The organism is Streptomyces sp. NPDC059080, from assembly GCF_042739975.1.
In the GTDB taxonomy this organism is placed as follows: Bacteria; Actinomycetota; Actinomycetes; order Streptomycetales; family Streptomycetaceae; genus Streptomyces; species Streptomyces benahoarensis.
In genome coordinates, this window is the sequence record NZ_JBHYGX010000018.1 from 19,083 (window position 1) to 32,637 (window position 13,555).

General features: G+C 73.7%; 13 protein-coding genes. 2 read left to right on the forward strand and 11 right to left on the reverse strand.

Annotated elements, in window-relative coordinates; genetic code table 11:
* Window positions 1–61: 61 nt before the first annotated feature.
* The 6 genes from ACFWWQ_RS16455 to ACFWWQ_RS16480 form a co-directional block, all read right to left on the reverse strand.
* Window positions 62–715: a histidine phosphatase family protein gene (locus ACFWWQ_RS16455; RefSeq protein ID WP_384596743.1), complete on the reverse strand. Its 654-nt coding sequence runs from the start codon at window positions 713–715 to the stop codon at window positions 62–64.
* A complete protein-coding gene (gene rsfS / locus ACFWWQ_RS16460; RefSeq protein WP_384596592.1) occupies window positions 712–1,146 on the reverse strand; it encodes a ribosome silencing factor in 435 nt (144 codons plus the stop codon). Before rsfS ends, ACFWWQ_RS16455 begins: the two co-directional genes overlap by 4 nt.
* Window positions 1,147–1,375: 229 nt before the next feature.
* On the reverse strand, window positions 1,376–3,307 hold the full coding sequence (locus tag ACFWWQ_RS16465) for a LytR C-terminal domain-containing protein (RefSeq protein WP_384596595.1): 1,932 nt from the start codon (window positions 3,305–3,307) through the stop codon (window positions 1,376–1,378).
* Window positions 3,308–3,331: 24 nt separating this feature from the next.
* Window positions 3,332–3,943, reverse strand: a complete 612-nt coding sequence (gene nadD, locus ACFWWQ_RS16470) for a nicotinate-nucleotide adenylyltransferase (RefSeq protein ID WP_143941976.1) — start codon at window positions 3,941–3,943, stop codon at window positions 3,332–3,334.
* 51 nt (window positions 3,944–3,994) lie between these two features.
* On the reverse strand, window positions 3,995–4,144 hold the full coding sequence (locus ACFWWQ_RS16475; protein WP_384596597.1) for a hypothetical protein: 150 nt from the start codon (window positions 4,142–4,144) through the stop codon (window positions 3,995–3,997).
* A gap of 153 nt (window positions 4,145–4,297) precedes the next feature.
* A complete protein-coding gene (locus tag ACFWWQ_RS16480; protein ID WP_384596599.1) occupies window positions 4,298–4,483 on the reverse strand; it encodes a hypothetical protein in 186 nt (61 codons plus the stop codon).
* 132 nt (window positions 4,484–4,615) lie between these two features.
* On the opposite strand from ACFWWQ_RS16480, the gene ACFWWQ_RS16485 reads away from it, so the two are divergent.
* Entirely contained in the window at window positions 4,616–5,710 is a 1,095-nt protein-coding gene (locus ACFWWQ_RS16485; protein ID WP_384596601.1) for a M48 family metallopeptidase, read from the forward strand.
* Here ACFWWQ_RS16485 and ACFWWQ_RS16490 read toward each other — a convergent pair.
* The 5 genes from ACFWWQ_RS16490 to proB all read right to left on the reverse strand — a co-directional run bounded on the left by ACFWWQ_RS16490 (window position 5,673) and on the right by proB (window position 10,784).
* Window positions 5,673–6,794, reverse strand: a complete 1,122-nt coding sequence (locus ACFWWQ_RS16490) for a hypothetical protein (protein ID WP_384596603.1) — start codon at window positions 6,792–6,794, stop codon at window positions 5,673–5,675. The genes ACFWWQ_RS16485 and ACFWWQ_RS16490 overlap by 38 nt on opposite strands.
* 93 nt (window positions 6,795–6,887) lie before the next feature.
* The gene (locus ACFWWQ_RS16495; protein WP_384596605.1) at window positions 6,888–7,472 is read right to left on the reverse strand and encodes a hypothetical protein; all 585 of its coding nucleotides are present in this window, start codon (window positions 7,470–7,472) and stop codon (window positions 6,888–6,890) included.
* Between the two features lie 64 nt (window positions 7,473–7,536).
* On the reverse strand, window positions 7,537–8,808 hold the full coding sequence (locus tag ACFWWQ_RS16500; protein ID WP_384596607.1) for a glutamate-5-semialdehyde dehydrogenase: 1,272 nt from the start codon (window positions 8,806–8,808) through the stop codon (window positions 7,537–7,539).
* 114 nt (window positions 8,809–8,922) lie between these two features.
* Complete coding sequence (locus ACFWWQ_RS16505; protein ID WP_384596609.1) at window positions 8,923–9,432, reverse strand: hypothetical protein; 510 nt, start codon at window positions 9,430–9,432, stop codon at window positions 8,923–8,925.
* Window positions 9,433–9,707: 275 nt separating this feature from the next.
* A complete protein-coding gene (proB, locus tag ACFWWQ_RS16510; protein WP_384596745.1) occupies window positions 9,708–10,784 on the reverse strand; it encodes a glutamate 5-kinase in 1,077 nt (358 codons plus the stop codon).
* A gap of 544 nt (window positions 10,785–11,328) precedes the next feature.
* Between proB and ACFWWQ_RS16515 the strand changes: the two genes are divergently transcribed.
* On the forward strand, window positions 11,329–13,407 hold the full coding sequence (locus ACFWWQ_RS16515) for a hypothetical protein (protein ID WP_384596611.1): 2,079 nt from the start codon (window positions 11,329–11,331) through the stop codon (window positions 13,405–13,407).
* The last annotated feature ends 148 nt before the right edge of the window (window positions 13,408–13,555 follow it).

A 13,555-nucleotide genomic window follows, 5' to 3' on the forward strand; every position in this document is an offset into this window, starting at 1 on the left:
ACTTTAGCCTGCGACCTGCCCAGATGTGAAATCCGGGCCCGCGGGACGCTCCGCGGACGGCTCAGGCGTCGTCGCCGAGCACCGGCTCCGGGAGGGTCCCGGCGTTGTGCTCCAGCAGCCGCCAGCCGCGCGCCCCCTCGCCCAGCACCGACCAGCAGCAGTTCGACAGACCGCCTAGCCCCTCCCAGTGGTGCGCCTCCAGGCCGAGCAGCCGCCCGATGGTGGTGCGGATGGTGCCGCCGTGGCTGACGATGACGAGGGTGCCGTCGTCGGGCAGCTTCGCGGCGTGGCCCAGGACCACCGGGGCGGCCCGGTCGGCGACCTCGGTCTCCAGCTCACCGCCGCCACGCCGGACCGGCTCGCCGCGCTTCCACGCGGCGTACTGATCGCCGTACCGCTCGATGATCTCCTCGTGCGTCAGCCCCTGCCAGGTGCCGGCGTACGTCTCCCGCAGCGCGGCGTCGTGCGCCACGTCGAGCCCGGTCAGGGCGGCCAGCTCACCGGCGGTCGCCGCGGCCCGGCGCAGGTCGGAGGCGACGATGGCGTCCGGCCCCAGGGCCGCGAGGAGCCGCGCGGCGCGCCGGGCCTGCTCCTGGCCCGTCGCGGTCAGCTCGATGTCCGTGGAGCCCTGGAAGCGGCGCTCCAGATTCCAGGCGGTCTGGCCGTGGCGCCACAGGACGATGCGGCGGCCGCGGCCCGCGGAGGTGCCGTTCAGTTGCTCACTCCCTCTGCCTCGCCCGCCGTGGCCTCGGCGTGCTCGGCGGCCTTGCCGTGGGTCGCCTTGGCGTCCTCGGGGAGCTCGATCTCGGGGCAGTCCTTCCACAGGCGCTCCAGCGCGTAGAAGACGCGCTCCTCGCTGTGCTGAACGTGGACGACGATGTCGACGTAGTCGAGAAGGACCCAGCGGGCCTCGCGGTCGCCCTCGCGGCGGACCGGCTTGGCGCCGAGCTCCTTGTTGAGGCGCTCCTCGATCTCGTCGACGATCGACTTGACCTGGCGGTCGTTGGGCGCCGACGCCAGCAGGAAGGCGTCGGTGATCGAGAGGACGTCGCTGACGTCGTACGCGATGATGTCGTGCGCGAGCTTGTCGGCGGCCGCCTGGGCGGCGGCGGTGATGAGCTCGATGGAACGGTCCGTGGCGGTCACAAGCGGCTTTCGGGTCGGGGACGGGCCGCCCGGCCCCGGGCACACGGCCCACGGCACCACCGCCCGGGCGGGCGGTCCAAGCGGCTTCGGATTCTTCTCAAGGGTCTCACGGACCACCGACACCCCGGCCGGGGATTTCCCGGCGGCCGGGCGCCGCGGGCCCGGGCCCGTACGGAAAAGGGCCGGGCACCTGCTGATTGCGCAGGTACCCGGCCCTCTTCCGCCGCGGTCAGCCCCGGTAGTCCTGGCCCAGGACGACCGTGATGTCCGCGTTGGCGGCGCCGTTCGCCTTGCGGACCGCGGTGTCCGGCAGCCCCAGCGTCTTGGCGACCTCCGCCGCCTTGCCCTGGTCGGCGGCGTCCGCGTAGGTGACCTGCGAGGCCGCCGCGGCGGCGTCCGCGGTGCCGCCGCTGACGACGGTGTAGCCGCCGTTGACCAGCGCCGCCTGCACCTTGGGGGCGGCCTTGGCGTCGCCGGTGGCGTTGCGTACGGAGACCCGCGGGGTGCCGTTCGGATCGGTCTTCTTGACCGTGCCGCCGAGGACGTTCCTGACGACGGAACCGGCCGCGTCGGGGCCCAGGGTGCCGTTCGCCCGCACCGGCAGCAGCAGCGTGCCGTACGCGCCGGTCTTCGCCAGATCGGCGCGGACCGCCAGCGAGCTGCCCAGCTGCGCCTCGGTGAGCGGCGGGTCGAGCACCTGGAGCAGCGACTTCACGGTGGCGGTGGCGCCGTCGGCGTCGCTGGAGACCTTCTTCAGCGTGGCCTGCATGACCTGGCCGAACCGCGTGAGCTGCTTGTCCTGGGTCTCGCCGGGGCCGCGGTAGGTGGCGTAGGCGACCGCCGACTGGCCGTTCAGCAGGCGGTCACTGCCCGGCTTGACCAGGGGCGAGTCGCCCTTCTTCGCCCCGGGGACGGTGGTGTCGGTGTCGACGGAGATGCCGCCGACGGTCTCGACGAGGTTCTCCAGGTACGGGGTGTCGAGCCGCCAGGACGCCTTGAGGTCGGCGCCCAGGAGGGTGCCCAGGGCGTCCCGGGTGGGCTCGGTGCCGTCGTCCTTGACGGACTTGCCGAGCGTGGTGGCGGTGCCGTCGTCCTTGGTGAGGATGAGGTTGTTCGGCAGCAGGACGGTGGTGCCCTTGCCGGTGGTCTCGTTGTCGACCAGCAGGGCGGTGGAGCTGTCGCCGGTGCGGGTGTCGCGGAGGTGGACGACGAGGACGTCGCGCTTCTGCCCGGCGCCCGCCTCGGCGGCGGTGCCGCCCGGGCCGCTCAGCCCCGGCAGCTTCCCGGCCCACCAGAGATAGCCGACCCCGCCGGCCACCAGCAGCACGAGCAACACCACGAGGGCCACGCGGCGGCTGCGGCCCCGGCGTTTGGCCTCCTCGCGGCGCTCGGTGCGGCTCTCGGTGAACTTCAGCCAGTCGATGACGTCCTCGGGGTCCTCGTCGGGCTCCTCGATGAACGCGAACTGCTCCGTCTGGCCCTCCGGGCCCCGGTCACCGCCTGGCGCGGACGGCTCGGGCCCGTCCGCCGGGCCCGCGTCCTCGGGCGGGCGCCGCTGCTCCGGTGGCCGCGGCGGCTGCTCGCGGTGGCGCTGCGGCTCCTCGGGGTAGGCCCGCGGCGCCTCCTGCTCCACGGGGCGGTGCCCGCCCTGGGACGGGTCGCCGTAACCGGGCTGCGCGTAGCCCTGCGCGCCGTACTGCTGCCCCGCGTAGGTCTGCTCCCCGTAGGGGGCCCCGCCGTACGCGTCCTGCCCGTACGTGTCCTGCCCGTAGGCGGACTGCTCGTACGACGGCTCGTAGGCGGACGGCGCGTAGAACGTCTGCTCGTACGGGGGGCGGGGGGCCTGCTGGGGGACCCAGTTCTGCTGCGGTGCGCCGGTGGCCGGGTTCCCGTAGGGGTCGTAGCCCTGGGCGTGGCCGCCGTAGCCGTGCCCCTGGCCCCCGTAGGGGTCGTGGCCGCCGTAGGACGACGGGTCGCCGTACGGCGCGGCGGGCCGCTCGTACGGGTCGTAGTGCGGCTCCTGGCCGGGCGCAGTGTCCTGGTGCACCGGCTGGCCGTACGCGTCGTAGGTGTACTCCTGCCGGCCCTGCCGCCGCTCATGGGCGTACGGGTCGGGGGTGTACGGGTCCTGCGGCCCGTACGGGTCCTGTCGGTCGGTCACCGGTGCCCCTTTCGATCCGCCCCGTCAGCCGTTGTCGCGGTAGAGCTGCTTCTTGTCGATATAGCGCACCACACCGTCGGGCACGAGGTACCAGACCGGGTCGCCCTGGGCGACGCGCGCCCGGCAGTCGGTGGAGGATATGGCGAGCGCGGGCACCTCGACGAGGGAGACCGCGCCGTCGGGCAGCCCCGGGTCGGCCAGCACATGGCCGGGCCGGGTGACGCCGATGAAATGCGCGAGGGAGACCAGTTCCTCGGCGTCGTGCCAGGTGAGGATCTGTCCCAGCGCGTCGGCGCCGGTGATGAAGAACAGGTCGGCATCGCCGTGCAGCGCCCGTAGGTCACGCAGCGTGTCGATGGTGTACGTCTTGCCGCCGCGGTCGATGTCGATGCGGCTGACGGAGAACTGCGGGTTCGACGCGGTCGCGATGACCGTCATCAGGTACCGGTCCTCGGCCGGGGACACCGTTTTGTGGCTCTTCTGCCACGGCTGTCCGGTCGGGACGAAGATGACCTCGTCGAGGTGGAACTGACTGGCCACCTCGCTGGCGGCGACAAGGTGTCCGTGATGGATCGGGTCGAACGTCCCGCCCATCACTCCGAGTCGCCGCTTCACGGGCTCTGTGTGCTCTCCCATGCGTGCAGACCCTACTGGGCGTCGCGCGGCGCCGGAGGCCGGGTACCGGGCTCAGCGGTCCCGGTTGAAGCGGGTGGTGATCACCAGCAGGAGAAGCAGGACGACAAACGCCCCGCCGCCGGTGACGAGCGGGTTGAGGCTGTCGTGCTGGCCTCCCTCGGCAAGGGCGACCAGGGACTGTGCGGGGGCGTGCAGGCTCATCGGCGGGGGACCAATCCGGGCTGGGGGCGGGCAGAGACTTCCGCCACATCGTAAGCGTCGGGTCTGTGCGGGCTCACGCCGACTCCGCCGGGGCCCGGCGCGTACGGCCCGCCCGGCGGTGTGCCGGGCGGCCTCGCTCCCCGGGTCGTGCGGTCAGTTGCCGTCCGAGTCGCCGTAGCCGCGCAGCAGGATCCAGGCGAGGAGGATCGCGCCGAGGACGCCGACGATGATCACGCCGCGCAGCAGCCACCCGGGGCCGTCATCGGCGTGGGAAACGCCGGTGGCACCGGCCGTCGCGGCGGCGTCGGAAGCGGCGAGCAGCACGCTCGGAATCGTCATGGCGGGGCGCTCCGTTGGTACGGGACTGTGCGGTCATGTGGTGCGAGCGCCAGCGTACGCCCGAGCATCCAATCGGGTGTCAGTGGCGTCCTCTAGTCTGGATCACACGCAGTCGAACAGGGGGAGGCCCCAATGACGGAGAGCCCAGACAGCGAGCGCGTGCCGAGCAGGGACCGCAGGCGGTTCCCCGGAATCTCGTCCCGTGCGTACGAACACCCGGCGGACCGGTCGGCGCTGGTGGCGCTGCGGAAGCTCAGCGGGTTCGACACCGTCTTCAAGACGCTCAGCGGCTTGTTGCCGGAGCGCAGCCTGCGGCTGCTCTTCCTGTCGGACTCGGTGCGCGTCGGCGACCGGCAGTTCGCCCACCTCAACGACATGCTGCGCGACGCCTGCTACATCCTGGACCTGGAGAAGGTCCCGCCGATGTACGTCAATCAGGACCCGCAGCCCAACGCCATGTGCATCGGTCTCGACGAGCCGATCATCGTGCTCTCCACCGGTCTGGTCGAGCTGCTGGACGAGGAGGAGATGCGGGCGGTCATCGGCCACGAGGTCGGTCACGCCCTGTCCGGGCACGCGGTCTACCGCACTCTGCTGCTCTTCCTGACGAAGATGGCGCTGCGGGTGGCGTGGATCCCGCTCGGCAATGTCGCGGTGATGGCGATCGTGACGGCGCTGCGCGAGTGGTTCCGCAAGTCGGAGCTGTCGGCGGACCGCGCCGGGCTGCTGGTCGGGCAGGACGTCCAGGCGTCGATGCGCGGCCTGATGAAGCTGGCGGGCGGCAACCACCTGCACGAGATGAACGTCGACGCGTTCCTGGAGCAGGCGGAGGAGTACGAGGCGGGCGGCGATCTGCGCGACTCCGTGCTGAAGATCCTCAGTGTCCTGCCGCGCAGCCACCCCTTCACCACGGTGCGCGCCGCCGAGCTGAAGAAGTGGGCGGCCAGCCGCGATTACCAGCGGATCATGGACGGCCACTACCCGCGGCGCGACGAGGACAAGGACACCTCGGTCTCCGACTCCTTCCGCGACTCCGCGTCCCACTACGCCGACTCGGTGCGCAACAGCAAGGACCCGCTGATGGGCCTGGTGCGGGACATCGCGGGCGGCGCGGGCGACCTCGGCGGCAAGCTGCGCGACACCGTCTTCCGCGGCACCCAGCGCCCCGGTGACTCCGGTGGCGACGGTGCTAGCGGGCCGGGTGGCTCGGAGTCGGCTGGGAAGTAGCGGCGAGGCGGCCGCAGAGCGAGGGGTTCGCCCCCTGGCGGGAGTAGGGATCGGTGCCCGCCGGACGGGCGTCCCCCGCGTGCTGCCCGGCGAGCAGCGGGCGCAGCACGTCCGCCTGCGGGGCACAGGCCATCGGCCCCGCCTGGAGACTGCTCTGCGCGATCTCAAGCCGGTGGCCGGCCAGGTCCTCGCGGTCCAGGCGGAAGCGGATCTCGCGGCGCACGGTGAAGAGCGAGGAGGCGCCGGGCACGGGCTTGCCGGTGCCGTGGGCCGGCTGCTGGGCGGCGCCACCGGTGGCCCGTACCGCGTAGACGAACGTGTAGTCGGCGGTGACCTCCAGGGAGTCGGGGCCGCTCTCGGACGCGGCGAGATCGCCGTTGACCCGGACGTTCTTGTCGGCGAGGGCCGTCGTGCCCTGGTCGAAGCGGATCAGCCAGCCGGTCGCCGCGTGCCGCCCGTCGTCGACGGGGCGCGCCATGCTCCGGTCGAACTGATCGAGCTGCCCGGTGTCCAGCAGCAGACGGACGGAGCGCACGGAGCCGCCGGTGAGGGTGGCCGGGTCGATCGAGGAGCGGACGAGGTACTCCTTCGCCAGCCGCAGCGCCTCGGCGAGCTGCCCGCCGGAGAAGTGCGGGGTGCGGGAGACGTTCGGGAGGTTGACCCCGGCGGCGCCGACCCGGAAGTGGGCGGCCGGGCTGTGGGCGAAGAGATCACCGGGGGCGCCGCCCGGTACTGCGCCGGGCGGGGTGAGCGGCACCACCGACGACCGCAGCGACTGCGCGCCGAGCCCCGGTTCGGCGGCCTTGTACGGGTGGCGGATGCCCATGTAGATGGCGGTGCCGAAGGCGATGACGATCAGCAGGACCAGCAGCAGCGCCTGCCGTGAGCCGGGAAGCCGCACCCAGGGGCGGCGGGGGCGGACGGCGGGCGCGTGGTGCTCACCGAGACGTTCGTCGGCGGAGTTCTCCTTGAGCCGGGCAGCACGGATGAACGACTCGTCGAAGACCATCGACCGGTACTCGTCCTCGCCGCCTCCCGGAGCGCCGTCCGGCGTCCCCTCGGGAGGGTCACCTCGTCCGCTCATACCACCAGGGTAGGTCGGCGGGGCGGCGCGTAAACGTCGAGGAGCCGACGCCGTGTGCCCGGCGGCGCGACGGCCCAGGACACTCCCGGGCCATCAGTGCGGCCGGGACCCGGCCGACGCGGACGGCGGGACGGCTCCGGCGGACGCGGGCGGCGGCAGGGGGCGAGCCGGTCCGTGGCCGGGTGCGGGCCCGCCGGACGGGGTGTCCGGGCCGCTGGAGGCGGGGGGCCGCCCCGGGGCCCCGGCACCGGCGGTGCGGTGGACGGCGGTGAAGGCGAGGGCGACGAGGCCGACGCCCATGACGACGGCGAGCACCCAGGCCACCGGGCGGTGCCAGTGGGCGGTGCCGCGGTACGGGCGGAGCGCGCCGCCGTGGGGCCCGTACGGTCCGTAGGGCGCGAAGGCGTCGTCGCGGGCGTCGTACGGGGCCGGGCCGCGGGGGTCGTCGAAGGGGTCGCCGCTCTCCTGCTCGGGGCCGACGGCGAGACCGGCGCGGGCCTCGGCTGCGGCGACGAGGCGTTCGACGGCGGAGGGTTCGTGGATCTGTGCGGAGCGGACGAACGCCTCGTCGAAGACCACGGAGGCGAAGTCCTCGTCCGCCGCTCCGTGGCTCCCGTGGTCGTGCTCGTCGGGCTGTTCGCCGTCCGGGAACGGCGTGCCCCCCGCGTCGTCCGGCACGCGTCCAGATTAGCCCCGCTCGGGCGGCTTGGGCAGGGAGCGGGGCCAACGACCTCGCCCGTGATCAGCGGGTGTGCCCGTCGCCGGTGACGATGTACTTCGTGGAGGTCAGCTCGGGCAGTCCCATGGGGCCGCGGGCGTGCAGTTTCTGGGTGGAGATGCCGATCTCGGCGCCGAAGCCGAACTGGCCGCCGTCGGTGAAGCGGGTGGAGGCGTTCACGGCGACCGTGGTCGAGTCGACCAACTGGGTGAAGCGGCGGGCGGCGGCCTGCGAGCCGGTGACGATGGCCTCGGTGTGGCCGGAGGTCCAGCGGCGGATGTGGGCGACGGCCGCGTCGAGGTCGGGGACGACGGCGGCAGCGATGTCGTACGAGAGGTACTCGGTGGCCCAGTCCTCGTCGGTGGCGGGCGCGACCAGACCGGGACCGGCCTGCTGCCAGGCGGCGTCTCCGTGCACGATCACACCGGCCTGGGTGAGGGCTTCCAGGGCGCGGGGCAGGAACGCGTCGGCGATACCGGCGTGCACGAGGACGGTCTCGGCGGCGTTGCAGACGCTGGGGCGCTGGGCCTTGGAGTTGACGAGGATCGAGAGGGCCATGTCGATGTCGGCGGCCTCGTCGACGTAGACATGGCAGTTGCCGGTGCCGGTCTCGATGACCGGGATGGTGGACTCCTCGACGACGGTGCGGATGAGCGAGGCGCCGCCGCGCGGGATCAGCACGTCGACCAGGCCACGGGCGCGCATCAGTTCACGGACCGCGTCGCGGCTCTCGCCGGGGACCAGCTGGACGACGTCGGCGGGGAGACCGGCGCCCGCCACGGCGTCGCGGAGGACCGTGACGAGGGCGGTGTTGGAGGCGTACGCGGAGGAGGAGCCGCGCAGCAGGACGGCGTTGCCGGACTTCAGGCAGAGGGCGGCGGCGTCGACGGTGACGTTGGGCCGGGCCTCGTAGATGATGCCGACGACGCCGAGGGGGACGCGGACCTGCCGCAGGTCGAGGCCGTTGGGGAGGGTCGAGCCGCGGACGACCTCGCCGACCGGGTCGGGCAGGGTGACAACGTGCCGGACGTCGTCGGCGATGGCGGCGATCCGCTCCGGGGTGAGGGTCAGCCGGTCGACCAGCGACTCGGAGGTACCGGCGGCGCGGGCCTTGGCGGTGTCCTCGGCGTTGGCCGCGACGATCTCGTCGGTGCGGGCGACGAGGGCGTCGGCGACGGCGAGCAGGGCGCCGTCGCGGTCGGTCCGCGGCAGCGGCGCGAGAAGGGCGGCGGCCTCCCGGGCGCGGGCCGCGGTCGCGAGGACGGGTGAGGAGTGCGAGGCGCTGCTGCTGGTCATGGGCGGAAGACTAGACGAGCGGCGGCGCGGGACCGCGGGGTGGTTCACGGAGCGGACGGGGCAGGGCGGCCCCGCCGGACCGGGCGCTCCGGACCTGGCTCGCCCCCGCCGCCCTCAGTACGGGTGTACCCCCACAGGCGCCGCCGGGGGCGGGCCGTAGCCCTCGGCGATGCGCTGGTGGTAGGTGTCGCGGTCGATGACCTCCAGGCCGACGATCTCCCAGGGCGGGAGACCCGCCGTGGAGCGGTGTTCGCCCCAGAGGCGGAGGGCGACGGCGGCGGCGTCGTGCAGGTCGCGGGCCTCTTCCCAGTACCGGATCTCGGCGTGGTCGTTGGCGTAGCGGCTGGTCAGCAGGAACGGGTGGTCGTGGGCGAGCCGTTCGAGGGCCCGCCGGACGTCCGCCAGCGGGGCGTCGGCCCCGGAGACGCTGAGTGTGACGTGCCACAGCCGGGAGACCTCCTGGCTCCCGGGGTGCGGCGCCTGTTGCGGTGCGGCGTGCGGTCGGCTGCGGGCGGCGTCGTCGTCCGGCCGGGCCGGGGCGTCCGGCGGGGTGCCGGTCCCGACGCTGGTCAGTGTGCGCTCCGCCGTCCCTCGGAGCGGTGCCCCTGGGCGCCCTCGTACCACGGCGGCCTCCTGTGCTGCGAATGATGCGAATCGCCCCGCGCGGGCGCGGAGCCGATCGGTGCGGTCTTCCTCGGCGTGCTGCGGGCACCGCTCACCTGCGGTGCCCCCGCAACAAAGTGGACCAGTCCCCGGACCGTCGCGGGGGCGTTTTGGCGAAGGTCCCCGCGGAAAGGGGGCACGCCGCTCCGGTACGGGCGCCGCCGCGCCGGGTGGCCGCGGGCGCCGGACGCGGCGTCACCGGCGGGGCGGGCGGGGCCGTCGGCGCAGTGGAGGCGTCAGTGGCCGAGGAGGACGAGGTCGTCGCGGTGCACGACCTCACGCTCGTAGGCGGGGCCCAGCTCGCGCGCGAGGTCACGGGTCGAACGGCCGATCAGACGGGGGATCTCCCGGGCGTCGAAATTGACCAGCCCGCGGGCGACGGCAGCGCCGGACGGGTCCCGCAGTTCGACCGGGTCGCCCGCGGTGAACTCGCCCTCCACCGCGGCGATCCCGGCGGCCAGCAGCGAGGAGTTCCGCTCGACGATCGCGCGCACCGCGCCGTCGTCGAGGACCAGCGCGCCGCGCGGGGTGGAGGCGTGCGCCAGCCACAGCAGACGGTCGGCGGAACGGCGGCCGGTGCGCAGGAAGTGGGTGCCGGTGGGTCCGCCGGCCAGCGCCTCGGCGGCGTGCACCGCGGAGGTCAGCACCACCGGGATCCCGGCCGCCGCGGCGATCCGGGCGGCCTCGACCTTGGTGACCATGCCGCCGGTGCCGACCCCGGCCCGCCCGGCGCTGCCGATCTCGATGCCCTCCAGGTCCTTGGGGCCGCTGACCTGCGCTATCCGCGTGGTGCCGGGGGTGGACGGGTCGCCGTCGTAGAGACCGTCGACATCGGAGAGGAGGATCAGCAGGTCGGCGCGGACGAGGTGGGCGACGAGGGCGGCGAGGCGGTCGTTGTCGCCGAAGCGGATCTCGTCGGTGGCGATCGTGTCGTTCTCGTTGACGATCGGCACGGCGCCCATGGCCAGCAGCTGGTCCAGGGTGCGGCAGGCGTTGCGGTAGTGGGCGCGGCGGCTGGTGTCGTCGCTGGTCAGCAGGACCTGGCCGACGCGGCGGCCGTAGCGCGCGAAGGAGGCGGTGTAGCGGGCGACGAGGAGGCCCTGGCCGACGCTGGCGGCGGCCTGCTGCCGGGCGAGGTCGCGGGGGCGCCGGTCGAGGCCGAGGGGCGACAGGCCCGCGGCGATGGCGCCGGAGGAGACCAGCACGATCTCCTTGTCGCGGTACTTCGCCAGCGTGTCCACCAGCGCGTCGACCCGGTCGGCGTCCAGTCCCCCGGCGGCGGTGGTCAGCGAGGACGAGCCGACCTTCACCACGACCCGGCGGGCCTCGGCGACACCCTCGCGCGGCCCCGCGCCCCCGCAGGTCCCGTCGGCCGTCGCCCCCTGATTCGCCCCTGCCACTGCTACCCCTGTGCTCGCGTCCGGTACCGCCGTGCGGGGGCGGCCCGCGGGCCGCCCCGTCCAGGCAATCTACGGCAGCGGGCGGGGCGCGCGCGTGGCGATATCGCCTGGCGGACGGTGCGCGCGGGCGGTGCGCGCGGGCGGCGGGCGCGGTGTGCTTCTGCTCACGCCGGGCGCCGCGGGGCGTGGCGGCGGGGCGCGCAGGGGCGTTGGCGCCCCGCCCGCGCGGCGAGGACAAGACGGATAAGACGGTGACGGCGCCTCGGAGGTTGCGTTCGTTTGGTCCGTATTCGCGGTGATGAGATCCACAGCAGATTGTCACCGGAGCCAACAAGGTCATACGGTCGGGTGTCCACCGGTCCCGTTTCCCCGCCCCAGCGGCGTCGCAGCGCGGGGCCCGGCCGCCCCCTCGGCCTTCCCTGACCTTCTTTCTTTTTGCTGCCAGGAGCCCTTCCCCGTGCCTTCCGCCGGAATCGCCCCCCGCCGAGCCGTACAGCTCGCGGCGCTGCTCGCGATGATGGTCGCCTTCATCGCCCAGCTTCTCGGTGCGCTGTTGCCCGTCATACCGCTGTTCATCGTCGCATCCGTGGTCAACCTCGGCCTCGACCTGTTCCTCCAGCACACGCAGCCCGCGCTGTTGGCGGTGCTGGGCCGGGTCCGCTTCGACGTCACGGTCCGCCAGTTGCTGCGCGACATGCTGATATTGGTCGGCCTGCTGCACATCGACGGCATCAATCCGCTCGTCGAGCAGGCGCCGCTCACCATCGCGCTGCTGGCCTTCTACGGCACCCACTTCGTGTGCCAGGCCCTCGCGGTGCTGGTGCGGCGCGGCCGCGCGCTGCCGTTCGTGACGCGGAACGTCGACGCGAGCGCGCTGGGGCTGTCCGACGCGCCGCCGCGGCTGCTGTCCCGTCAGACCGGCCGCCGGCTGCTGCGCTTCTCGGTGCCCACCACGGTCGGCATGATGGTCACCGCGCTCACCACGGACGCGTTCTGGGGCGGCGTCGGACTGGCCGTCTCGCTGGTCCTCTCGATCGGCGGCTCGGTGTACCTGGGCACCTGGCTGATGCCGAAGAAGCGGGTGCTCGGCGAGGCACGGGCGCTGGAGTGGCTGGATCGCTGGCTGGCCGCGTACGAGCCCACGGTCGGCATGTACTTCTCCGGCGGTGCGTCCTCCGCGTACCAGGCCAACATGTGGCTGTCGACCCTCGACGGTCTCGACGGCAAGCCGATCATCGTGCTCCGTGAGCGCTTCATGGTGCAGAAGATCGAGGCGACGGACATCCCGATCGTCTGCATCCCGAAGGTCGCCAACCTGATGCGTCTGGAGCACTCCGCGCTCAAGCTGCTGCTGCACCCGGCGAACTCCGGCAAGACGTCGCAGATCCTGCGCATCCCCTCCATCAAGCACGCCTTCATCAACCACGGTGAGAGCGACAAGCTGTCGTCCTGCAACCCGTACGCCAAGGCGTACGACGAGGTGTGGGTCGCGGGCCCGGCCGCCCGGGACCGCTACCAGCTCGCCGACATCGGCGTGGAGGACAAGGACGTCGTCGAGGTCGGCCGCCCGCAGCTGGCGCCGATCCGGCCGTCCGCGGGCCCGCCCGCCGCGGACCGGATGACGACGGTGCTGTACGCCCCGACCTGGGAGGGCTGGGACGGCAACCCGGGCAACACCTCGGTGATCCTGGCCGGGGAGAACATCGTCCGGGCGCTGCTGGCCGACCCCAAGGTGCGGCTGCTGTACAAGCCGCACCCGATGACCGGTTCGGTGGAGCCGCGGGCGGGCGCCGCCGACACCCGGATCCAGGCGATGATCGCGGAGGCCAACACCCGGCGCGGCGGCGAGCGGCCGGGCGCGGCGGCGGCGGCCGAGCTGGACCGCCGCGAGGCGGAGCTGGCCGCGCTGACCACCTCGGAGTTCCGCAACAGCGCGGACGAGCTGGAGCGGATGCGGCTCCAGGGCACGCCGCCCGAGGGCCGCGCGGCCGCCGTCGCGGCCGCCGCCGACGCCTGGGAGAGCGCCTACTTCGCGTCCTTCCCGGCGTGGGAGCACCTCGTCATCACCACCGCCCGCCCCGGCATCTTCGGCTGCTTCAACGAGGCGGACGTGCTGATCAGCGACGTCTCCAGCGTCGTCTCGGACTACCTCACCAGCGAGAAGCCGTACGCGGTCGCCAACACCTCCGGTATGACGGAGGAGGAGTTCCGCACCCACTTCCCGACGGTGCGCGCCGCGGCGATCCTCACGCCCGCGGCGGACGGCGTCGCCGGGCTGCTGGAGAGCGTCCGCAACCCGGAGCTGGACACCCTCGCGGCCGAGCGCGCCGTCCTCAAGGAGCATCTGCTCGGCCCGTCGGATCCGCCCTCGTCGGTCCGCTTCAACCAGGCCGCGCTGGACCTCTGCGCGAAGGCCGACGCCCGCCGCGTCCGGATGGAGCGCCGCCTGGCCGGTATCCCCGGGCAGCGCGCCCAGGACGAGGAGGCCGTGGCGGGGCCCGGCCCGCACACACCGGAGGCGCCCGCGGCGGTCTGAGCCACGGGACGCAGCACACCGGCCCGACGGGGCCCCCCCCCCCGGGGGGGCCCCCGGGCGGTTCGGGGGGCCCCCCGCCCGCCGCCGGACCGGACCCGGGGGGCGACTGTCGGGGGGGGGTATACGCCGGCGGCAGGTCGCGGTGGGG